The 22,956-nt window shown below is 53.2% G+C and carries 16 protein-coding genes; 9 read left to right on the top strand and 7 right to left on the bottom strand.

Features of this window, described 5'->3' with window-relative positions; translation table 11 throughout:
- The first annotated feature begins 44 nt into the window (after window positions 1-44).
- The 3 genes from WKJ03_RS04655 to WKJ03_RS04645 all read left to right on the top strand — a co-directional run bounded on the left by WKJ03_RS04655 (window position 45) and on the right by WKJ03_RS04645 (window position 3,827).
- Window positions 45-824: a putative porin gene (locus tag WKJ03_RS04655; protein ID WP_337841002.1), complete on the top strand. Its 780-nt coding sequence runs from the start codon at window positions 45-47 to the stop codon at window positions 822-824.
- Window positions 825-981: 157 nt separating this feature from the next.
- Window positions 982-2,394, top strand: coding sequence for a mannose-1-phosphate guanylyltransferase/mannose-6-phosphate isomerase (locus WKJ03_RS04650; protein WP_337841001.1), 1,413 nt, complete (start codon window positions 982-984; stop codon window positions 2,392-2,394).
- 2 nt (window positions 2,395-2,396) lie between these two features.
- Complete coding sequence (locus tag WKJ03_RS04645) at window positions 2,397-3,827, top strand: phosphomannomutase (RefSeq protein WP_337841000.1); 1,431 nt, start codon at window positions 2,397-2,399, stop codon at window positions 3,825-3,827.
- On the opposite strand, the gene WKJ03_RS04640 is transcribed toward WKJ03_RS04645, so the two are convergent.
- Complete coding sequence (locus WKJ03_RS04640; RefSeq protein ID WP_337840999.1) at window positions 3,824-4,711, bottom strand: LysR family transcriptional regulator; 888 nt, start codon at window positions 4,709-4,711, stop codon at window positions 3,824-3,826. The two genes, WKJ03_RS04645 and WKJ03_RS04640, sit on opposite strands and share 4 nt — an antisense overlap.
- 128 nt (window positions 4,712-4,839) lie before the next feature.
- Between WKJ03_RS04640 and WKJ03_RS04635 the strand changes: the two genes are divergently transcribed.
- The 3 genes from WKJ03_RS04635 (at window position 4,840) to WKJ03_RS04625 (ending at window position 10,996) form a co-directional block, all read left to right on the top strand.
- Window positions 4,840-5,922, top strand: coding sequence for an efflux RND transporter periplasmic adaptor subunit (locus WKJ03_RS04635; protein ID WP_337840998.1), 1,083 nt, complete (start codon window positions 4,840-4,842; stop codon window positions 5,920-5,922).
- 3 nt (window positions 5,923-5,925) lie between these two features.
- Window positions 5,926-8,982: an efflux RND transporter permease subunit gene (locus WKJ03_RS04630; RefSeq protein WP_337840997.1), complete on the top strand. Its 3,057-nt coding sequence runs from the start codon at window positions 5,926-5,928 to the stop codon at window positions 8,980-8,982.
- Between the two features lie 238 nt (window positions 8,983-9,220).
- A complete protein-coding gene (locus WKJ03_RS04625; RefSeq protein WP_337840996.1) occupies window positions 9,221-10,996 on the top strand; it encodes a M14 family metallopeptidase in 1,776 nt (591 codons plus the stop codon).
- Between the two features lie 64 nt (window positions 10,997-11,060).
- On the opposite strand, the gene WKJ03_RS04620 is transcribed toward WKJ03_RS04625, so the two are convergent.
- The 6 genes from WKJ03_RS04620 to WKJ03_RS04595 all read right to left on the bottom strand — a co-directional run bounded on the left by WKJ03_RS04620 (window position 11,061) and on the right by WKJ03_RS04595 (window position 19,540).
- A complete protein-coding gene (locus tag WKJ03_RS04620) occupies window positions 11,061-13,832 on the bottom strand; it encodes a diguanylate cyclase (protein WP_337840995.1) in 2,772 nt (923 codons plus the stop codon).
- Window positions 13,829-14,797, bottom strand: coding sequence for an ABC transporter substrate-binding protein (locus WKJ03_RS04615; protein ID WP_337840994.1), 969 nt, complete (start codon window positions 14,795-14,797; stop codon window positions 13,829-13,831). The genes WKJ03_RS04620 and WKJ03_RS04615 overlap by 4 nt, the downstream gene beginning before the upstream one ends.
- Window positions 14,798-14,873: 76 nt before the next feature.
- On the bottom strand, window positions 14,874-16,211 hold the full coding sequence (locus WKJ03_RS04610; RefSeq protein WP_337840993.1) for an O-antigen ligase family protein: 1,338 nt from the start codon (window positions 16,209-16,211) through the stop codon (window positions 14,874-14,876).
- Between the two features lie 102 nt (window positions 16,212-16,313).
- The gene (locus tag WKJ03_RS04605; RefSeq protein ID WP_337840992.1) at window positions 16,314-16,838 is read right to left on the bottom strand and encodes a hypothetical protein; all 525 of its coding nucleotides are present in this window, start codon (window positions 16,836-16,838) and stop codon (window positions 16,314-16,316) included.
- 18 nt (window positions 16,839-16,856) lie between these two features.
- Entirely contained in the window at window positions 16,857-18,881 is a 2,025-nt protein-coding gene (locus WKJ03_RS04600; RefSeq protein ID WP_337840991.1) for an EAL domain-containing protein, read from the bottom strand.
- Window positions 18,882-18,886: 5 nt separating this feature from the next.
- Window positions 18,887-19,540 carry a transglutaminase-like cysteine peptidase gene (locus WKJ03_RS04595; RefSeq protein ID WP_337840990.1) on the bottom strand — a complete coding sequence of 218 codons (654 nt, stop codon included), beginning with the start codon at window positions 19,538-19,540 and terminating at the stop codon, window positions 18,887-18,889.
- 347 nt (window positions 19,541-19,887) lie between these two features.
- On the opposite strand from WKJ03_RS04595, the gene WKJ03_RS04590 reads away from it, so the two are divergent.
- The 3 genes from WKJ03_RS04590 (at window position 19,888) to WKJ03_RS04580 (ending at window position 22,685) form a co-directional block, all read left to right on the top strand.
- Window positions 19,888-20,133: a hypothetical protein gene (locus WKJ03_RS04590; RefSeq protein ID WP_337840989.1), complete on the top strand. Its 246-nt coding sequence runs from the start codon at window positions 19,888-19,890 to the stop codon at window positions 20,131-20,133.
- Window positions 20,106-21,038 (top strand): UTP--glucose-1-phosphate uridylyltransferase GalU, encoded by a 933-nt coding sequence (galU, locus tag WKJ03_RS04585; protein WP_337840988.1) that lies wholly within the window; start codon window positions 20,106-20,108, stop codon window positions 21,036-21,038. The genes WKJ03_RS04590 and galU overlap by 28 nt, the downstream gene beginning before the upstream one ends.
- A gap of 294 nt (window positions 21,039-21,332) precedes the next feature.
- Entirely contained in the window at window positions 21,333-22,685 is a 1,353-nt protein-coding gene (locus tag WKJ03_RS04580) for a UDP-glucose/GDP-mannose dehydrogenase family protein (protein WP_337840987.1), read from the top strand.
- Window positions 22,686-22,956 lie beyond the last annotated feature (271 nt).

The raw sequence follows: 22,956 nt of genomic DNA, 5'->3' as shown, positions 1-22,956 counted from the left end.
CTTGGTACAGTGCCTGCGTTTTCTAACATAAAAGGAATGTTTGTATGAAAGGTTCTTTACTGGCATTAATGATTGCAGCTGTGTCTACCGGTGTGGCTGCCAACACGTATCAGAACGAAACAACCCTGAACTATGGCTGGGGCGATATCGCCAATACAGAGTCAGACCTGGATGCCTGGCAGTTAAGCCACCGTTTTTATCTGTCCCCTGTAGACACTTCAGGCAACGCGCCTCTGGCTGAAAGTGCATTTATCAATAAAAACGCCAGCGTCTTTGCTACCTTAGGCCGTTTCTCTGTTGATGGCGACGATCAGAACAACTGGTCAGTGGGCGGTGAGTTCATGTCGTCCCAGCATAATTTCTACGGTTCACTGGAATGGACACATTTCAGCAACACCAATGATCAGCAGGTCGATGCCAGCCTGGGTTACTTTATTACCAATGACTGGCTGGTTGGCGCTATTGCTGAGCACAGCAGCCCGGATGAAGGTGGCAGCACCACCAACTACGGCGTGATGACCAAGAAACTGTGGGACCTGGGCACAGGCGACATGATGAATCTGGAAGCCACTGTTCTTGATTACCGTAATTGGTCCACAACCCGCTACGGCGTTGGCGCCGATTATTACTTCGGTAAAAATTTCTCTGCCGGTGTGGGGTATCAGTGGTTATCGGATGGCGTGTTCAGCGAAAGCGAAGACAGCCTGAGCCTGCGTGCCCGTTGGTTTGCCATGCAAAACCTGTCGGTGCAGGCTGAAGTGGCCTTTGACACCCTGGAAACGGCAGATGATCTGTATTCAGTGGGGGTCAGCTACCGCTTCTGAGTGTAGCGCCCGACCGTTGATGTCCGAAGAAAAGGCCCGTGAGGGCCTTTTCTGTTGGTATTTACGACAAAAAGCCGCGGCTTGCTTAGCATCAAGAGTGCATTGTGGTAGCTTACAGCAAACTCTGTTAAGAGCCCTGTCAGGCTGAAGGATAGTTATGATTTTCCCTGTAATAATGGCCGGAGGAACCGGCAGCCGTTTATGGCCTTTGTCACGTGATTTAATGCCAAAACAGTTTCTGCAACTGAGTGGCCATCACAGCATGTTGCAGGCCACAGTGGACCGCTTAGGTGGGCTGGACTGCAGTGCGCCGCTGCTGATTTGCAATGAAGAGCACAGGTTTGTCGCGGCGGAACAACTCAGGCAAATAGACCAGCTGAACCAGAACATTATTCTTGAACCGGCCGGGCGCAATACGGCGCCAGCCATCGCACTGGCCGCTTTTACTGCGGTGAACAAAGCGCAGGATCCTTTGTTACTGGTGCTGGCCGCCGATCATGTGATTGCACAGAACGACAAGTTTCAGCAGGCAGTGCGCCAGGCGGAAAAACTGGCGGAACAAGGTTTGCTGGTGACTTTTGGCATTGTGCCTACCGCGGCGGAAACAGGCTACGGCTATATCCGGCGGGGCATGGCTCTGGCCGGAGATGTTGCTGCGTACCGCGTCGGGCAGTTTGTCGAAAAACCCAAACAGCAAGTGGCTGAACAGTACCTGGCCAGTGGTGATTACTACTGGAACAGCGGTATGTTTCTGTTCCGTGCCAGCGTTTATTTGCAGCAGCTGAAACAATTTCGCCCTGACATTTATGCCGCCTGTGAGCAGGCCATGGCTGAAGTGACCCCCGATTTGGATTTTATTCGCGTCAATTCAGAGGCTTTTCTGGCCTGCCCGGACGACTCAGTCGATTATGCCGTGATGGAAAAAACCGACGCCGCTGTGGTCGTCCCATTGGATGCGGGCTGGAGTGATGTGGGTTCCTGGTCGTCGTTGTGGGACATCAGTCCGAAAGACGCCAATAGCAACGTGCACCAGGGCGATGTGCTGGCGGTTCAGAGCTCCAATAACTTTGTGATGGCCCAAACCTGTCTGGTGGCGACTGTCGGGCTGGACAATATGGTGGTGGTACAAACCAAAGACGCCGTGCTGGTGGCTGCCAAAGACAAAGTGCAGGACGTCAAAACCATAGTTCAGCAGTTAAAAGCGGCTGGCCGCACTGAGCACAGGATCCACCGCGAGGTTTACCGTCCCTGGGGGCATTACGATTCCATCGACAGCGGTGCCCGTTATCAGGTGAAACGTATTTGTGTGAAACCGGGCGAAAAATTATCCTTGCAAATGCATCACCACCGCGCCGAACACTGGATTGTGGTCTGTGGCACGGCCAAGGTCACAGTGGACGGCAAAGAAAGCTTATTGTCAGAGAATCAGTCAGTCTACATTCCGTTGGGGGCCGTGCATGCACTGGAAAACCCCGGCAAAATTCCGCTGGAATTGATTGAAGTGCAATCGGGGTCTTATTTGGGGGAAGACGACATAGTGCGTTTTTCTGACCGTTACGGCAGGGTGTAACTATGGCCTTGATGGTTTCGCAGCTTCTCAGCCAGAGTGGTATCGCTTTTGGTACCAGCGGTGCCAGGGGGCTGGTCAGTGATTTTAGCAACAACAACTGTGCCGCCTTTACTCAGGCATTTATTGAGGTCATGCGGCAAGGTTTTGTGTTTGACCGTATTGCACTGGGCATCGACAACAGACCCAGCAGCCCGCAGCTGGCCGCTGCCTGCGCTGGCATGGCCAGGGCCTGCGGTGTGCAGGTGGATTATTATGGCGTAGTGCCCACTCCGGCCCTGGCCTTTAAAGCCATGCAGGACAAGATCCCCGCTGTGATGGTGACAGGCAGCCATATTCCATTTGACCGCAATGGCCTGAAGTTCTATCGGCCCGATGGTGAAATCAGCAAAGCCGATGAGCAGGCGATCGGGTCAGTCTGCTCCCGGCTGGCTGACTATGAACCTGAATTGCCGCCATGCAGTGATGCGGCGGCGACTGCTTATATGACGCGTTATCTGCAGGCTTTTCCTGCGCGTTGCCTGCAGGGAAAACATATTGGGGTCTACGAGCATTCCAGTGCCGGCCGCGATATCTACCGTCCCTTGTTTGAACAGTTAGGCGCCCGTGTGACTCCGCTGGAGCGCACCGACACCTTTGTGCCTGTGGACACCGAAGCCGTGTCTGAACAGGACCAGCAGAAAGCCAGAGCCTGGTCGGCCCGCTTTGGTTTTGACGCCATTTTTTCCACCGACGGTGACGGCGACAGGCCATTGATTGCCGATGAACAAGGCCAATGGTTGCGTGGCGATATTGTCGGGCTCTTGTGTGCCAAAGCTTTGGGAATTGGCCGTTTGGCGGTGCCGGTCAGCTGCAATACGGCAATAGAAACTTGTGGTGCTTTCAGCCAGGTGGTGCGCACCCGGATAGGTTCGCCTTACGTGATAGCGGCTTTTGATGCCTGGCAGGGCGCTGCAGAGTCTTATGCGGGCTTTGAAGCCAATGGGGGTTTTATTCTGGGCAGCCCGCTGCAACTGGCATCGGGAGCGCTGGCCGCCTTGCCAACCAGAGATGCGTTGCTGCCGGTACTTGCATTGCTGCTGGCTGCAGGTTCGCAGCCGTTGTCTGCACTTTCGGCGCAGTTGCCTCAGCGTTTTACCGCCAGTGATCGATTGCAACAGGTGCCTGTCACACGCAGTAAAGCATTGTTGGCGCAGGCGCAGGCGGCACCACAGCAGCTGTTAAGCACCCTGGGGCTGTCTGGTATGCAGGTGGTCAGGCTTGATAACACAGATGGATTACGGCTGACATTAAGCAACGGTGACATTCTGCATCTGCGCCCTTCAGGCAATGCCCCCGAGCTGCGCTGTTATGTGGAATCTGGTCATCCGCAGCGGGCTGCTGCTCTGGTGTCTGAGGTTCTCAGCCGATTAAAGGCAGAGCTGGTGCAGGCCTAAGTCCCTGTGGCCAGTTGCTGCCAGATGGAATCGGCCACCGGGCCGGGCAATACATGCCTGTGCCGCACCAGGTGCACTTCACCGCCGATAAAACGCGGAAACTCAGTGGGGTGAAGCTGTACCAGACTGCCCGATTCCAGTTCGGCCTGCACCTGGTACCTGGCGACCATCCCCCAACCCAAATGGGCCAGCAGGGCCTGTTTCATACACTGGCTGTTGTTCACTTTCACCCGGTGAGGCGACTGCAGTGGCAACAAGGCACCTGCATCAAAACTCAGCGTATCGGAATCGGCCACCAGCTGCGGCAAGCTTGCCAATTGGGTGTGTTGCGTTAAAGGGGCGTCCAGGCGGCTCACTAATTCGGGGCTGGCGACACAGACCAGTTCAAAGCGGCCGACGGCCACAGACTCAAAATCACCCAAACCAATAAATACGTCGTACCAGGGGCTGATCGCTAAGTCTGCTTGTTGTGTCTGCAGTTTTTCCAGTGCTTTCAAACGGTAATCACAGCTCAGTTGCAGCTCTGTCTGAGGATAAGCCTGTTGCGCGGCGGCAATAACGGGTAAATACTCAGACAGGTTCACGGCTTCGTCAAAAGCGATGCGTAAACTGGGCTCTGCCCCTGCACTTAAATGCCGGGCCAGGGATTTCAGCTGGTGGCTTTGTTGCAACACCTGTTGGGCCTGCAGGTAAAAGCGCTGGCCTGCAGCAGTGAGCTGCAGCCGGTACTGGCTGCGATCCAGCAGGGCAAAACCGCACTCCTGCTCCAGCTTTTTCAACGCCATGCTTAAAGCGGGCTGGGTTTTATGCAGTTTCTGTGCGGCCTGTTGCAGGCTGTCGCTGTGCACTATGGCATCCAGAATATGCAGTTGTTGTAAGTTCATCGGTTGTTTTCGGTCTGAACCCCAGGGGTTATAAGATTTCTTTATGAAGTAAAGAAATAAATATAAATTTTAACTTCAAAATGGCTTTTGTATAGTGCTGTTTTCTGGAAGGAATAAGGGAGATTTCCATGCGTTTATCATGCTGGCTGCTTGGCCTGACGCTGACCACTCTGGTTGGCTGCTCTAAACCTGAAACTGCGGTCACAGACACCGGCCCCCGGCCTGTGAAGCTGTTTCAGGTCGATGATGGTTCAGCCCGGCTGAAACGTCAGTTTCCCGCTGTGGTGGAACCCACCGAAAATGCCAGGCTGACCTTCAGGGTCAGTGGCAAACTGACTCAGTTTTCCATCCGACCGGGCCAGGAAGTAAAGCAAGGTCAGTTGCTGGGCCAGTTAGACCAGACCGATTTCAAACTGAAAGTTGAGCAGGCCAAAGCGCGTTTTCAGCTGGCGAAAGCTCAGTTTGACCGGGCGGATTCGCTGATTGGCCAAAAACTGGTGTCGCAGGCTGTTTATGATGAAGCCAAAGCCCAGTTGCAGGTGGCGGAAGCCGATTTAAAAACCGCTGAAACCAATTTAAGTTACACCAATCTGGTGGCGCCTTTCAGCGGCATTGTGTCGCGCACTCTGGTGGAGAACCACGAAAATGTAGCCGCGCAGCAGGCCATTTTGGAGCTGCAATTAAAAGGCATGGTCGATGTGGTAATCCAGGTTCCGGAAGATGTGATAGCGCTGGTTAAAAAAGATCAGCAGTATCAGCCGGATGTGGTGTTTGATTCCTACCCGAGCTTAAGCTTCAAGGCCAGCATTAAAGAGTGGGACACCAGAGCCGACAGCGCCACCAATAGCTTTAAAGTGGTGTTTTCCATGCCGCAACCCACCGAATTTAATGTGTTGTCCGGTATGACTGCCAATCTGATCGCCGACTTAAGTGCCCTGATGCAGCTGCCGCAAAATACAGTGCTGGTGCCAGCCAGCGCCGTGTTTTCTGCCAATGACCAGCCTGCGGACACTCAAGAGCAGTTTGTCTGGGTTTATCAACCTGACACAGGTCAGGTCAGTCGCCGTGCCGTCACTGTAGGTCGTCTGACCCAACAGGGAATGGAAATCCGCTCAGGCCTGAATGCAGGGGACCAGGTGGTCACCGCCGGGGTGTACCAACTGCAGGAAGGGCAAAAAGTCCGGCCCTGGCAGCGCGAGCGGGGACTCTGAGCCATGGATGTTGCACAGTATTTTATCCGCAATAAAACCTCCTCCTGGATGGTGACCGCCATTTTGTTGATTGGCGGCATTCTGGCGTATCTGGGGCTGGGGCGGCTGGAAGATCCGCAGTTTACGCTGAAACAGGCGATGGTTCTGACACAGTACCCCGGTGCTTCGCCGCTGCAGGTGGAAGAAGAAGTCAGTTACCCGCTGGAAAGTGCCATTCAGCAACTGCCTTATGTCGATCATGTCACGTCCATTTCCACTGCAGGCAGTTCGCAGATCATGGTGGAAATGAAAGGCATCTACCGCGCCAAAGAGCTGAAACAAATCTGGGACGAGCTGCGCCGCAAGGTCAATGACTTAAAACCCCAGCTGCCTCCCGGTGTGGGCACCCCTGTGGTCAATGATGACTTTGGTGATGTGTATGGCATTTTGTATGCCATCACTGGGGAGGGCTACAGCGACGAAGAAATCCGTGACTATGTCGACTTTTTGCGTCGTGAGCTGGTGCTGGTCGATGGGGTGGGCAAAGTGTCGGTCAGTGGCCGCCAGCAGGAGCAGGTGGTGGTGGAATTTTCCCGCTCCCGCCTCGCTGCCTTAGGTATTCCGCCGGCACAAATTGCCAGTCTGCTGCAAACCCAGAATGTGGTGTCCAACGCCGGCAGCATTAAAGTAGGCGAAGATCGGATCCGTATTCATCCGACCGGCGAGTTTCAGTCTGTCGAGGAGCTGGAACAGCTGATTATCAGCAATCCAGCCGCGAAGGAGCTGATTTATCTGGGCGACGTCGCCAGGGTGTACCGCGATGTGATGGAAGCTCCCAGCCAGATCCTGAAGTTCAATGGCAAAAACACCTTAACGCTGGGTATTTCTTTTGCCAGTGGCGTCAATGTGGTGAATGTCGGGCAGGCGGTGGCAGAGCGGTTGCAGCAACTGGAATACGCCCGGCCTGTGGGCATGGACATTAATACGGTTTACAACCAGCCGGCTGAAGTGGAAGTATCGGTGCAGGGCTTTGTGCTGAACCTGGTGGAATCCGTGGCTATTGTCATAGTGGTGCTGCTGGTCTTTATGGGGCTGAAAAGTGGCGTGCTGATTGGCCTGATTTTGCTGCTGACCGTGCTGGGCACCTTTATCTTTATGCAGCAAATGCAAATTGAGCTGCAGCGGGTGTCCCTGGGGGCGCTGATTATTGCGCTTGGCATGTTGGTGGACAATGCCATAGTGGTCACCGAAGGCATTTTAATTGGTTTGCAGCGGCGTCTGAGCGTGGCGCAGGCCGCGTCTGCCATTGTAAAACAAACGCAGTGGCCGCTGCTTGGCGCCACAGTCATCGCCATCACCGCCTTTGCACCTATAGGTCTGTCCAGTGACTCCACCGGGGAGTTTGCCGGCTCCCTGTTTTGGGTCTTGTTAGTCAGTTTATTGCTGAGCTGGCTGACCGCCATCAGCCTGACCCCATTTTTTGCCAGCCTGTTTTTCAAAAAAGAAATGGCACTGGCGGCTGAGGCCGAGCCAGAACTGTACAAAGGGGTGATTTTTGACGCCTATCGTGCCTTGCTCGGCGCGGCGCTCAGGTACAGAGTGGTCAGCTACAGCCTGATGCTGGTGTTGCTGGTGCTGTCGGTGCTGGGGTTTGCCAAAGTGAAACAGGTGTTTTTCCCGCCATCCACCACCCCTATTTTCCTGGTCGACTTGTGGCAGCCAGCGGGGACGGACGTTCGTCAGTCCGACCTGGATGCGCAGGAGCTGGTGCGTTACCTGCAAGGCCTGGAAGGGGTGGAAGCTGTCACACTGACCAGTGGCCGTGGGGCCGACCGCTTTATGCTGACTTACCAACCGGAAAAATTCTATGCCAGTTACAGCCAGTTGATTGTGCGGGTGCAGGATTTATCCCTGCTGACTGAACGCATGAAAGACGTGCGCCGTTATGTCACTGAACAGCAGCCGCGTTTGCTGCACAAGCTGAAAAGGCTGGAAGTGGGGCCGGCCACCACGGCGAAAATTGAAGCCCGGTTTAGTGGGCCTGAGCCGCAGGTCTTGCGGCAACTGGCTGAGCAGGCCAGACAAATCCTGCAGCAAGACAGCGGTACCACCAATTTGCGGGACGACTGGAGCAACAGAGTGAAGGTGATCCGGCCTCAGTTCAATGAAGCCATAGCGCGCAGGGTCGGCATCAGCAAACAGGATATTGACGATGTACTGCTGACCCATGTCAGCGGCAAAACAGTGGGTATTTACCGCGACGGCACCCATTTGTTGCCCATTATCACCCGCGCACCGCAAGCCGAACGGCACAATGTGGATGCGCTGACAGATATTCAGGTGTACAGCAGCAAACTGAACCGTTATGTGCCCATCAGTCAGGTGGTGTCAGGTTTTCATGTTGAATGGGAAGATCCGCAAATCATGCGGCGCGACCGCAAACGCACTTTAACCCTGATGGCTGACCACAATGTGCTGAGTGACGACACTGCAGCCGCCTTATTAAAACGGGTGCGGCCAGCCATCGAAGCTATCCCGTTGCCACCGGGTTACCAACTGGAGTGGGGCGGCGAACTGGAAGCGCAGACCAAAGCCCAAAAAGCCTTGTTCAGCTCATTGCCTTTGGGTTATTTGGTGATGTTTGTCATTACCGTACTGCTGTTTAACTCCATGCGCGACGCGGCGGTGATCTGGGCCTGCGTGCCCATGGCCATTATTGGCGTCACCTGCGGTTTGCTGCTGCTTGGGGCGCCTTTTGGTTTTATGGCCTTGCTGGGTTTTCTCAGCTTATCCGGTATGTTGGTGAAAAATGGCATTGTGCTGCTGGATCAGATTGAGCTGGAGCTGTCAGAAGGCAAAGAGGCGTTTGCGGCCGTGTTTGACAGCGCCGTCAGCCGGGTCCGGCCTGTGGCCATGGCTGCTATCACGACCATTCTTGGCATGATCCCACTGGTCTCGGACGACTTTTTTGCCAGCATGGCGGTGGTGATTATGTTTGGTCTGGGTTTTGGGACTGTGCTGACGCTGGTGTTCTTACCCCTGATGTACTGCTCCATTTACCGGATTAAAACCCCGGCCTGACCCGCTGAACTCAGGCCGGTTCAGGTCTGAATTCCAGCTTGTGGACATTCATCAGAAAAGTCCGGTTGTTACCGGACTTTTCTGTTGCAGAATATGCTAACCTGAGCTCACTGCAGGCAACAGTTCTGTGCACTGCAGTGCCTTACAGTGGGCTGTGCCTTGATATGCCTTCTTCATCGGCCAGCCGGTTTTCAGGACAAAGGGAGCCAGGCGCTGGTGTCCCGATGGATATGATGCAATGAACAGAATAAAAATTTTAACCTTGTCCGCCTTTTGTTTCTCTGCCTTTGCGGCCGATCACTTGCCGCCTTTACCCAACTGGTCCGGCGCGTCTGCCCAACTGCAAAAAGAAGCGCAGCACCCCTGGGTGACGCCAGCGGAATTGTCCGGTTTAACCAAAACCCCCAGCTACGACGAAACCTTTAAATTTCTTGACCGTCTGGTCGCCAGCAGCCCTATGTTGCGCATGGACATGATTGGCGTCAGCCCGCAGGGTCGTTCCATTTATATGGTCAAAGCCGGCACCGATCCGGAGCAAATCGGCAAAGACGGCAAAGCTGTACTCTTGGTGCAGGCGGGTATTCACAGCGGCGAAATAGACGGCAAAGACGCGGGCCTGATGTTATTACGCGACATAGTGCAAGGTGAAAAAACCGCGCTGCTGAACGACGTGAACCTGTTGTTTATCCCCATTTTGTCGGTGGACGGCCATGAGCGAAGCGGTAAATACCACCGCATGAATCAGCGTGGGCCTGAACAGCAGGGCTGGCGCTCCACCGCACAAAACCTGAACCTGAACCGCGATTATGCCAAAGCCGAAGCCCTGGAAATGCAGGCGCTGCTGAAAGTACTGAACAACTACAAACCCGATCTCTATCTGGATGTGCATGTCACGGACGGAGAGGATTACCAGTACGACATTACCTTTGGTTTTAATGAACCTGTGCATGCCGCCAGCCCCAATGCCGCCAGCTGGCTGGCGTCCGTCTACAGGCCCGAAGTCAACCAGGCCTTGCGGCAAGCCGGGCATTTGCCGGGGCCTCTGGTGTTTGGTCTGGACCCGCTGGATTTCAGCAAAGGCATCAGCGGGGCTCATTTTACGCCGCGGTTGTCCAATGGTTATGGCGATATCCGCCATATCCCGACCGTGCTGATTGAAAACCACAGCTTAAAGCCTTACCGTCAGCGGGTGCTGGGCACCTATGTCTTGCTGGAGCACAGCTTAAAGTTGCTGGCTGAACAAGGCAAAGTGCTGCAACTGGCGAAAAAAGCCGACGAAAATGCCCGTCCAGCCAGCCTGGCACTGGCCTATAAAGCCAGTGACACACCAGAGCTGATCCGTTTTGCTGGCGTGGCCTCTGAAATTCGCACCGACAAAATCACAGGTTTACAGTACCGCGCCTGGACAGGGGAGCCCAGGTTATACGAAGAGTTGCCACAGTACTGGGAAAATGTTCCTGCGGTGGAAGTTGAGGTTCCGGCCGCATACTGGGTGATGCCGGAGCAGCACCAGGTGCTGGCTAAACTGGCTCTGCATGGCATAGAGACCACCCGGCTCAAATCCGCCAAAACCATCCAGCTGCAGCAACTGACCGCCACCCAGTGGAGTTTTGCGCAAAAGCCATACGAAAGCCGTTTTATGGTCGAAGCCCAATTTAAACGGGACTGGAAAAAAATCCGCCTGCCAGCAGGTGCGGTGCGGGTCAGTACCGACCAGCCGCTCGGCCGTCTGGCGGTGGCGTTGCTGGAACCTACAGCACCGGATTCATTGTTTCATTGGGGCTTTATGCCGGGCATGTTTGAACGCACCGAATACTTTGAACCTTACGCTATAGTGCCGCTGATTGAACAAGCCGCTAAACAGGATAAAGCGCTGAAGCAGGAATTTGATGACGCAGTCAAAGCCGACAAGGCGCTGGCAGGCTCTGCAGAAGCCAAAGTGCAGTGGTGGTATCAACGTTTGCCTTATTACGACCAACACTACCTGAAATACCCCATACTGTTGGAGCATTAACAGGCGAGGGGCTCAATGCGTTTGTCCGCCGGGCTCAGCCTAAGCGTCGCTCAGAAACACCGCCTCAGGGCGGTGTTTCTTTTTGGGGTTCGGCATGAGCTTCAGGTTCAATAGTGGGGTGCCAGAAGTAGTACTGGTTTTTGCCCTGACGCTTGGCCTGATACATCGCCAGGTCGGCCTGACGCAGCAGGCAAGCCGCGTCCGCTGCCTGAGCCTGTGGATAAAAGCTTATGCCAATACTGGCGCTGACGCAGACGCTGTGCCCGCCAATCTGAACTGCGTTGCTGGCTGCCGTCAGCAACCGCTCAGCAAAGGGAATGGCATCGTCCGGTGACGCCAGCTCTGTAATCAGTGCAATAAATTCGTCGCCGCCTAAACGGGCCAGCGTATCGTTGTCACGCATGGCCGCACGCATCCGGTTTGCCAGTTCAATCAGCAGGTAGTCACCGGCTTCATGGCCCAGGCTGTCGTTTACCGATTTAAAGCCGTCCAGGTCGATAAAAATCACTGCCATTTTGGTTTTCTTCCGTTTCGCCTGCGACATGCTTTGTTCAATGCGGTCGGTCAGTAACAAACGATTAGGCAAGCCGGTCAGCGAGTCGTAATGGGCAATAAAACGCAGTTTTTCTTCCTGAACTTTGTGCTGGGTAATGTCGGAAAACAGCGCAACAAAATGCTGCACCTTACGTTCTGCGTCACGCACCGCCGACATCGTAATCGACAGCACCATGGCTTCGCCCGACTTCCGGCGGCCCTGCAATTCACCTTCCCAAAAGCCCTCATTCATCAGCTGACGGCGAACCTTCTGCTGATAACTGTCGTCAGCCAGGACTCCGCCCAACATGCTGATGTGCCTGCCCACGGCCTCCGCCTCTGTGTAGCCGGTAATGCGGCAAAACGACGAGTTCAGGTCCAGAATGGTGCCCTGACTGTTGGTGATAAAAATACCTTCCCGCGCTGTGGTAAATACACTGGCGGCCAGCTCCCGTTTCATCTGGCTGAGCTGGTTCTCTGTCACATCAATTTGTGAGCCGGTGATCTCGGTGACTGTGCCATGCTCATCCCGCACGGCACAGAGTTGAGTTTCTACCCATAACTGGGAATAACTGGGGTCGGTATCGTCGCGGTACAGACTGGTTACCGCATGGCCGCGCGCCAGCGGGTAGCTGTATTTAAACAGGCCCGCGTAGTTGCTTGCCACCCAGCTGCGGTATTGCTGTTCTATCCCCTCCCGGTAACTGGCCGGAATGGAGTGTTGCCACCAGTCCGGCGTGCGTAACAGCTCAACAGCGCTTTTCAGATGCAGCGTAAAGCAGTTGGGGCTGATGTAAGTTAACTGCATGGTTTTAGGGTCAAACGCCAGGATCACCGCCGGGCTTTGCTCCAGCAACTGGTCCAGCCGCTGAACACTTTTTTGCAGTTTTTGCTTAATCGCTTTACGACGGCTGACATCAGTGCCAATCATGGCAAAGGTGGGCGTAGTGGAAGCCTCTGCCGGCAACAGCGACAGATCCGCATCCAGATACAGTAACTCGCCCTGCTTCAGTTGCAGGCAAAGCTCCATCGACTCTGTCTGCATCGGGTCGGTCTGCAGTTTATGCAGTGCCAGCAAAAAGGCGGTTTGTTGCTGCGGGTCGTGCAACCAGTCCAGTACCGACCTCTGCTGTTGATGGTCCTTGTCCGGGCTTAACAGCCGCAGTGCGTAATGGTTGCCGCTGAGGATCCGTCCTTGACTGTCAAAGCGGATAAACAGCACCTGTTTACTGCTGTTGAGCGCTGCATGAAGCTGCATTTGCTGTTGCTGCAGCGCATCGCGGTTTCTGGTCAGCTGAAGCATGGTCTGCTGCTGCAGCCTGTTATGCCGCCTGAGCAGCAACAAACACCCTGCTGTCAGCAGAAATACACAGACAGCCGCAAGCAGGTAAAGGGCGTGCAGATGAAGCCAGTAGAAGGCCGAAGGGGGGGGCAGCCTGTGGTAAGGTGCCAGCTGCATCGTTTGCAAGGCATAGTCAGCGCCGCTGTATTCTGCAGGGGCGGAAAAACCATAAGTTAAACCACGTTCAGCGGCGTACAGGTTAAACTGCAGCAGTGCCTCAACTAATTTTTCCTGCCACTGGGCCGGTACGCCGGGCATCACCAGCAGCGGCCATTCCGGGTACAGGCGGGTTGACGCCTCAAATGGAAAAGCAGCCAGTTGCTGGGGGTTTAACACCTGAAGCAGCGCCTGAGTTTCGGCGTCTTGCTGATACATATCTTCCAGGGCACCGCTGCGCACAAACCCCAGGTCCACCACTTTATCCAGCACCAGGTCAATCACTTCCTGAGCTGAACCGGCATGCCGTAATTGCCGGGCTTCAAGCACAATACCCAGTTGCTGCAGTTCCATACGTTGGGCAGCGTACCCCCCCAACGAGTACTCACCGCTGGACGCAATCTGCGCTTTGCTCAGCTGGCTCAGGTCGCAGAGCGGGTTGGCTTTCAGGCAAAAAATGACCCCACTCATCTGAACCGACTGGCCGTCAGCGCTTCGTCTGGTCTGTGACAGCAGCGGCGCAGGCAGATACTGACCAGCTCTCAGCATCAGGTAAATATAAGGGTCCGCCAGCAGGAAATCGGCCTGGTGGCTGAGCTGACGAATGCTGAGCTGCTCAGGAGAGACAAAAACCAGTTCGGTTTTTATCGGCGCCAGCGCCTGTGCCAGATAAGCACCCAGCGGCGCATACTGCATTCTGGTTTTCAGATCCGAGGTGTGAGCCATCACCCCCAAACGCAGGGAGGGCTGGTCAGCCTTGACCTGCATCGCCAGCACGCACAACAACAGCAGCCATCGGCTCATAAGCGTCGCTCCTGAGACCAATGGTACAGTGCTTCGGTATGAAACAGCTTGTCTGTTGCAGGTCTGCCGGGGAGGTAATCCAACAACAGCTGGCAGGCCTGCGACAATGCCGCACCCGGGGACATCAGTCTCATACTCGTCTGAACATCCGGCACGTCAACGGGGCGGAAATAGTCATGGCACTCCTGCAGGCTCAGGTTACGCCACTGCGCAATGCGGCTCAGGCTGTCGGGATAAAACAGCCGCAGCTGCGTCTGACCGGCGAGGCCCATCTGCAGCAGGCTGAACAGCAGCTCTTCATCGGGCAGCCGGTCGGTTCGCACCGCCAGCACCTGATACAGGGTTGGCAGGTCACAGTTGGGTGGGTACAGCGCTCTGGCTCCGGCCCGGCGAATGTAGTTGGAGACCGGTGGGCTGGTGATCACCAGGTCAATCTGCCGGTTCTCCCAGGCCATCAGTTGTTGCAACTGAGGCAGGTAAGCCCGCTGAACCGCATCCCGGCCAAGCTTGTATTTTCGTAAGGTCTGGTCCAGCAGCATTTCAGTGACAGGCCGCTGTTCCAGCGCAACCACTTTGCCTTCGATTTGACGCGGATCCTGCAGCTCAGGGCGGCACAACAGAAAATCAGAGCCGCAAGACTGAGAAAGCACCTGAACAACTGTGAGCGACAGGCCCTGTTCCAGGCAGAGCAACACTTCGTCCAACGCCAGCGTGGCCGCGTCCAGCTGGCCTTCCAGCATGGCACTGACCAGAACTGAGGCCGACTCCGTTTTACGCAGGGCCATGCCCGAAGGCACCAGACCAAAATGCTCGGCCAGATAAAAAGCTTCGTGTCCGGGGTGAGGGTAGGTGCCCACTACAATAGCAGACCTGCTGCCACAACCGGCAATAAGCAAAGGTGCCAGCGGGCTCAACGCCAGCAGCTTCAAAAAATACCGACGGTTAAAGTCAGTGCTATTCCCCATAAAACGCGCAATCCTTGCAACTGATGTTGCTAAATACTTTCCAGCTTTACAACAGACAGCACCTGTTCCTCAGGCATCAGGCTGGGGCGGAACTTGTTGATTTATAATCTTTACGCACGTACACAATACTGCTCATCGATAACAGTGTAATAAACAATAACGCATTGGCCGGAGCCTGCAGGTTAAAGTCCACCACATTATGGATAAGCATATGCACTATGGCCATGGCACAACCAAAGGCCAGCCCCCGGCTGAGCTTATTCTGGCGTTGTCGCATGGTTTGCATATTCAGCCACAGAAGCCAGAGTAACCAGCCACCCAGCAGCAGGGTGACAGGGACACCCAACTCAATAGAAAACTGCAGGTATTCGTTATGCGCATGGTCATAAAAACCGCTGTAATGGCGCGGCTGATAGGCCGGAAATACGGTGTAAAACGACCCACCGCCATGACCAAACCAGGGGGCGTCAGCCACTATCGGCAGGCTGTCGCGCACCACTTCATCGCGGGCTTCCGACGCAAATGAGGTTTCTTCATAACGCTGCTGCAGCTTTTCCAGCCCAAACATCGAGCCAATCACAATGCTGTCGATAATAAAAATACTGATCACCAAAGGTTTAAGCAGGGCAGGCCGGTTTTTATAAAACCAGATGGCATAAAGCGACACCAGCAGCAATGCGGCAAAAAAGGCAGCATTGCCCATACGGGAGCGGCTCAGCACCAGACCTATCACCATAATCACTATGGCCAGACGCAACAGAATTTTGCTGCTGAGTAACGACTCCAGCAAAGCCCGGCTGAGGTTACGCCAGTTCCACTGCATAGCGCGGCTCGACAGCTCCGCCATCAGTAAGCCCAGCCCCAACGACAGCACCATCGCCAGATAATTGGCAAAATGGTTCTGGTAGACAAAAGAGCCCCTGGCTCTGTTGCCTTCGGGGACACCAAAGACAGGGGAAAATTCAGCACCCAATAAATTCAGAATGGAGCCATAACTGGCCTGAAACACGCCACTGCCGATCACGCAGTAACACAGCAACTTCAGTTGCCTGTCATCGTGAAAATAACTGCCAATTAACCAGACAAATAAGGCGTAACAGAGGGTCTTTACCGCCATAATCTGCGTCTGGTTCGGGTCCACTGTACTGAGCCAGGCAAAAGGCGAGAATAATTGCCCCAACAGCGTCAGCAGCACCAGGGCAAAAGGCACTAAGGTCCAGAGTTGCCAGCGCGCCACATACCAGGGTTCGCGGCCACGCAGCACAGAAACTAAATGCAGGGCGAAGGTCAGGGTGATCAGCAATTCCAGAATGGACCAGGCCCAGGGTCTGTTACTTGCCAGCGGAATAGGGGACCAGACCAGAATAAAGCAGCACAAAAACCGGATGAAACCTGTTAACAGCGACGTACTCATTGGATCTTGCTTTCCATGCTCTAAGTTTTTGCTCAGCCAAAAAGGCATTCAATAACGGGACAGGAAAAAGGGCCCGAAGGCCCTTCATCAAACAGTTTGGCTTTAGTTGCCGGAAGATGTACCGCCACCGCCACCGCCGCCGCCGCCGAAGCCGCTGCCACCAGGGGCGCCAACGTTGCCACCGCCACCAGCGCCACCAGCACCTGGGCCAGCCGCAGTCTGACCGCCAGCAGCCGCAGTGACCGCAGCCACGTTCACACCTGGGGTTGCAACTGCAACAGCCACAATGGCGTCAGAGCTCATGCCGCCATTTGCAGCGCCTGCGCTTACCGCAGCCACAATGGCATCACCCATAGTTGCGGCTGCTTCCAGTGCTGCCTGCAATAAGGCTTCTTTGGTCGCATCGTCCGGAGCTGATGCAATCAGCTGCTGAACTTGGGCTTCAATATCAGCTGCAGCGGCCGCTTGAGCTTGCTCGAGGGTCATATTCTGAGTCTGATACTGGGCAACCAAAGAATCGTATTGAGCTACAGCAGCTGTCACAGCAGAGGTATCCTGCGCGAAAGCCGGAGCTGAACTGAAAGCCGCTGCTGCAAATAATGCTGCAGCAATTGTTACTTTCTTCATGTCGATCATCCTTCTTGGTTAAAATTTGGGCGAATGAGCCAAGTCTAGGTTAATGAGGTTTGGTGTCAAGGTAGATTTTTTCACCTGTACACCAGCCTTTTGGGGCGCCAATAACCAATTTCCCTGTACTGCATCCACCCCTGCAGCGAAACAACTGTCCATCATTTGCTCGCATTCAATATGCGGCGCCAGAACTTTAATTCCGAGGCCGTGGCAGATCTGGCACAAGGTCTTAATAAAGAACCTGTTTTCCTGATCTTCAATTGCAGTGCTGTAAGCGCCGTCAATTTTTACATAGTCCACATTCAACCCTTGCAGGTATTTGAAGGTGGTCATACTGGCGCCAAAACGCTCAATACAAATTTTGCATTTATTGCGTTTAATCAGTTCAAAAAGTGCCTTGGTCTCTTCGGGCGCTTTCAGCACTGAATACTCTGACAGCTCAAACACCAGCTTAACTTTTGCCGGCAACTGCTTTAACTCTTTATCCAGCCATTGGGCAAAGGCTTTGGAACCTATAGCGCCCAGCGACAGGTTAATTGCGTACATATGGTCAGGCTTATCTTTTACCTGCGCCAGAATAAAGCTGATCACCTGCTGATCCAGCTGCAGCGCCAGGCCCTGCTGTTCCGCCATAGCGTATGTTTCTGCCGTTGAAAGCGGAGAGTGGCGGTAAATAAAACGCACAAAAGTTTCAATATAGGCAATAGAGTTATTGGCGTTCACCACGGGCTGGGCCCAAAGCTCGAAATCGGCTTTGGCAACCAGCTCCTGGATCAGATGATTCCAGGCCATCCGGCCTTCGGGTTTCACCAGGCTTTCATTGCTGACCACAACAGGTAAATCAGGCTGTTGCTTACGCTGAATATTGGCGTTGTCCAGAGTAGACAGGCAGTGAGACAGCGGGTCTTTGGCGTCCACTTCCATCATCACCACAGCGCCAAAGCCTTCGGTGTAAAAATCACTGTCCATCAGCTTTAAACGGCCGCTCAGCATATTCAGTAGCCGTTCCAGCACCGAGCTGTGCTCCTGACTTAAAAACACAATGTCACTGCCGCTAATGCGAAACAGCTCTATTTCAGCGCCTTTATCCATTAAGTCTTTAAATTCATTCACCGCCCGCAGAATGTACTGGTCGGCCGCTTCGTAGCCATGCAGATGGTTCACTTCGGCCAGCGAATGCAGGCTTAACATACCAATATGCAGGCTGGTTTCATGGTTCTGCATCTGCTTTTGTGCGGCGGCAAAATGCTGCTCCAGCAAACGGCGGTTGCCCAGGCCGGTTAAATGGTCAGTAAAAACTTTTACTTTCAGTTCATCCGCCTGTTTGCTCAGTGACGTAAAACTGCGCTGAATATTGCCGACCATGGCATTCATGGCTTTGACCACAGAGCGCAAGTCGGTGGTAAAGGGCAGTTTGTCCAGCAACATAAAGTTCTTTTTGCCCACTTCAAGCGCCTGGCTTTCAATCTGGCGCAGCGGCCGCAGCACCGCAAAAGCAATCAGCTGAATCACCAAAATGCTGAACAGCGTAATAGCGGCAATGCTGAAAAAGCTTTGTTTGGCCTGATGCCACAGCGTTTTATAGGCAATACCGGGGTTAGATTTTATCGCCAGTTTACCGGCCACCACCCAACCGCTGTTCACTTCCGAGCTTTCCATTGGCGGAGTCAGCGGAAACATCTCCACAAACCAGGGCGGCACTTCGTCATATTCCACCGGGTTTTTCCGGTGAATTTTTACCTCACCAGCCGTATTGGTGAAGGTCAGTTCTTCGTAATAGCCAGAATCAAAAATGGCACTCACCATGGTTTGGGCAATCACTAAATCCGGGTCGTCCATATAAGCAGAAATTGACAACCCCAGGCTGGTGGCGGCGTCCTGCGCATGAGATTTCATTTGAGTGTTCAGATACTGCTGGGTGCTTTGCACAGACAGGTACAGGCTGGAGGCAAAGGTAAAAAGAGCCACCAGCACTATCAGTAAATGCAGTTGAAGCCTGAGTGAAATGCCTGGGAATTTTCCCTTCAACGCTAACGCCATAACAGTTACATTCCCTTTTCTATTCTGCTAAGCAAATCCTGCCAGTTCGACCCGCCGGTTTTACCCTCTATTTTGCGGCCGAGCCCTTGCGCCTTAGCCAGCCATAACCCTTCAGCGTTAAAACCGTAAACTGGTTTTAAATCGGGCCGGCGGGTAGCGGGCTGTACTTTTTTAATCAGGTTGTCGAGTACCAGAGGTATCGAATTTTCGTTCTCTAAATACAGCAACACCATGTGGGGTTCGTTTACCGACATGGCCCGCACATACATAATGCGCAGCTTGCTGTCTGGCACGCCCATGGCCCGCAGCGACACATACTTGGCAATGGCATAGTCTTCGCAATCGCCGGCCGCCGTGCCCAGTGTTTCCACTGGCGTTGCCCAATAATCGGGTTTGCCCCAGTGTTGCTGATCAGTGCGGTAGGCTATCTGATCATTAAAAAACTGGTTTACTTTGTTCACCCGTATCCAGTCGGCCTCATTGCGGCCTTCTTCCAACAGCGCCTGCCATTCATTAACCCGGCTGAGCGCTTCGTTGCCATATTTGTCGCGGATGCTGTTTAACAACTCAGGGGCAAATACGGCACTCAGGTAGCTGGCATTACCTAACAGAGATACAGAGAAAGACAGCAGCAAAATGCCTATGTACCTGACCAGCATAGTTCTCCCATCCATGTATAACGCCAACCGGACTTGCCACCAGGGACCCGCCAATCAACAGAAAAAGACAATCCCAGAGTAACTCATAAATAGCGGTTAATGAAACTGAGGCTCAGGAAGTCAACGGACTATGGCATATGGTGGAAAAATCACCGCTACTTTGCCAGCTCAGCCTGTTTTTGCCAAGCCAAAATGAAAAATTTAATTGTTCGGTCTTAAAAATGCTGCATAATGCAGCGCTTATGCACCAAAAATGAACTTTTGTTGCACTTTTTTGCAGATTTTGGTTCTATATTTATCAAATTTTGATGGCAGAGCCGGATGAACCGGTGTTTTCATGAGCTGGCATGAACTATGCTTCGAAATTCAAAATCAAGCCCAAAGGTAAAAACGGTGCGACAAAATCAGTTGATTGGCTGTCACTTCAGTGTCACAGAAATCGGCTTAGACTGAATAGCATTGTTGCCCCAACGGGCTGGCACGGAACCGCCAAAGCTGAGTTGTTGAGCGTTGTTGAAAGCGTTTCTGATTGTAATCAACCAGCAGGAGATAAATGGAGTTTGTTATGCAGAAAATACCAAGCCAGAAAGTAACCAAAGCCGTTATTCCTGTTGCTGGCTTAGGCACCCGTATGTTGCCCGCCACCAAAGCTATTCCAAAGGAAATGCTGCCAGTGGTGGACAAACCACTGATCCAATACGTGGTAGAAGAAGCCGCCGCTGCCGGTATTACCGAAATAGTGCTGGTGACCCACAGCAGTAAAAATTCCATTGAAAACCACTTCGACACCAGCTTTGAGCTGGAAACCCAGCTGGAGAAACGCGTAAAGCGCTCGCTGCTGGACGAAGTGCGCTCTATTAACCCCAAAAACGTGACTGTTATTTCGGTGCGCCAGCCGGTAGCGCTGGGCCTGGGCCATGCCATTTTGTGTGCCGCCCCTGTTATTGGAAACGAGCCATTTGCCGTGTTGCTGCCCGACGTACTGATCAGCAAATACGAAAGCGATTTAAAGAAAGACAACCTCAAAGCCATGCTGCAGCGCTACGAAGCCACGGGCGCCAGCCAGATCATGGTAGAAGCCGTGCCTCAGGCGGCTGTCAGCTCTTACGGTGTGGTCGACCTGCAAGGCGCCTCGCTGGCCGAAGGCCAGTCTGAAAAACTGTACGCCATGGTGGAAAAACCCAGTGTGGAAGATGCACCGTCCAATATGGCTATTACCGGCCGTTATGTGCTGTCGCCCCATGTTATGGAATTACTGGGTTTTACCGGCCCGGGCGCAGGCAACGAAATTCAGTTAACCGACGCGCTGGCGCAACTGGTACGGGAAGAAGAAGTAGAAGCCTACCGCATTGTGGGCCGCAGCCACGACTGTGGCAGTAAGCAGGGTTACCTGGAAGCCATTGTGACTTATGCCTTAAAAGACCCGAACCTGGGCCAAGAGTTTGCCGAGTTTTTAAAAACCGTGGTTACCGGCAAAAAACTCAGCTTAATTGCCTGATCCAATACACTGTATAGATGGAATGAACTTGGGTAATGGGCAGGGGCGGTGTTTACGCACAACCCAACGTAATAACCAAAGGTCGTAGGGGCGGGGTTTACCCCGCCCAAAACCAGTACAACAAGCAGAGTGACAGGTTAAATGTGTAGGGGCGGTGTTTACGCACAACCCCAACGTAATAACCAAAGGTCGTAGGGGCGGGGTTTACCCCGCCCGTTTAATGCCAAAACAAACGGCAGAAAATTCAATTTGCAGGGGCGGTTTCCCCATGGCGGTATAAAAGAGGTAAAGGGAATGAAGATTAGTATTTTTGGTACAGGTTATGTTGGGCTGGTTACGGGCGCTTGCCTGGCCGATGTAGGGCACGACGTTATTTGTGTCGATATTAATCAGGCCAAAATTGACGGATTAAAACAAGGCATTATTCCTATTTACGAGCCGGGGCTGGAAAGCGTAGTTAAAAGCAACGTGGCTCAGGGCAACCTGCGTTTTACCACCAGTGCCGCCGAAGCAGTGCAGCATGGTGAAGTTATTTTTATTGCCGTAGGCACCCCTCCAGACGAAGACGGCTCTGCCGATTTACAGTATGTAATGGCCGTAGGTAAAACCATTGGCGAGCTGATGCAAAGCTACAAAGTAGTAGTGAACAAAAGCACAGTGCCTGTAGGCACTGCCGACAAAGTGACAGCGGTGATCAGCCAGGCCCTGCAGCAACGTGGTTTTAATGCCGAGTTCGACGTGGTGTCTAACCCCGAGTTTTTAAAAGAAGGCGCCGCAGTGGCCGACTTTATGCGGCCAGACCGCATAGTGATAGGCACCAGTTCAGCCTTTGCCGAAGGCGTAATGCGCGAAGTGTACGCACCTTTTAACCGCAACCACGAAAAAATCATAGTAATGGACGTACGCAGCAGCGAGCTAACCAAATACGCCGCCAACTGCATGCTGGCTACCAAAATCAGCTTTATGAACGAAATGGCCAACATAGCCGAGCGGGTAGGGGCCGACATAGAAAACGTACGTAAAGGCATAGGTTCCGACCCCCGTATTGGTTACCACTTTATTTATGCAGGCTGCGGTTATGGGGGCAGCTGTTTCCCTAAAGACGTTCAGGCTCTGGCGCGCACGGCGGGCCAATATGGCTATGAATCAAAAATTCTGAATGCGGTAGAAGCGGTTAACGACAAGCAAAAAACCAAACTCTTCGAGCTTATTTGCAAACACTATGGCGCTTCTGAAACCGACACTTCGGCTTTAAAGGGCAAAACCTTTGCGTTATGGGGCCTGGCCTTTAAACCCAACACCGACGATATGCGCGAAGCGCCAAGCCGGGTGTTAATGGAAGCCTTATGGGCTGCAGGGGCCACAGTAAAAGCGTACGACCCCGAAGCCATGGACGAAACCCAGCGTATTTACGGCAACAGAGCTGACCTGGTGTTATGTGGTACGAAAGAGGCTGCATTAAATGGTGCGAACGCCTTGATTATTTGCACTGAATGGAAGAATTTTAAAGCTGCAGATTTTTCCCTAATTAAAGAATGTGTGGCAGACGATGTACTTTTTGATGGCAGAAACCTTTTCGACCCAGCTTTGGTGTCTCGCAATGGGTTGATTTATTTTGCTATAGGGCGGGCAGACTCCATCAAATAGATAATTGCGAGGAATAAACGGTTAGATTTCATTTTGTTGTCCGGTTTTATAAATTTAATTTTTATAGTTTATTTGTCCTGCAAAATATTAATCCTGGAATGGTGAGTGTTGAATTAAATTTTCGGTTTTATAGTGTATTTTTTGGATTTAAATGAGTTTTTGTTTTTTCTTAGTTTTGAGCTTGTTTGATTTTATGTGGTTTGCGAGTCGTTGCTTGAAGATGATGGTTTTTATAGCTCGCGGGTGATTGTTTAACGGAGTTTAAAACCAT

The organism is Rheinheimera sp. (assembly GCF_037442525.1).
In the GTDB taxonomy this organism is placed as follows: domain Bacteria; phylum Pseudomonadota; class Gammaproteobacteria; order Enterobacterales; family Alteromonadaceae; genus Pararheinheimera.
Note: the sequence above shows the minus strand (reverse complement) of the source record. Positions and strands in the feature narration are given on the sequence as shown.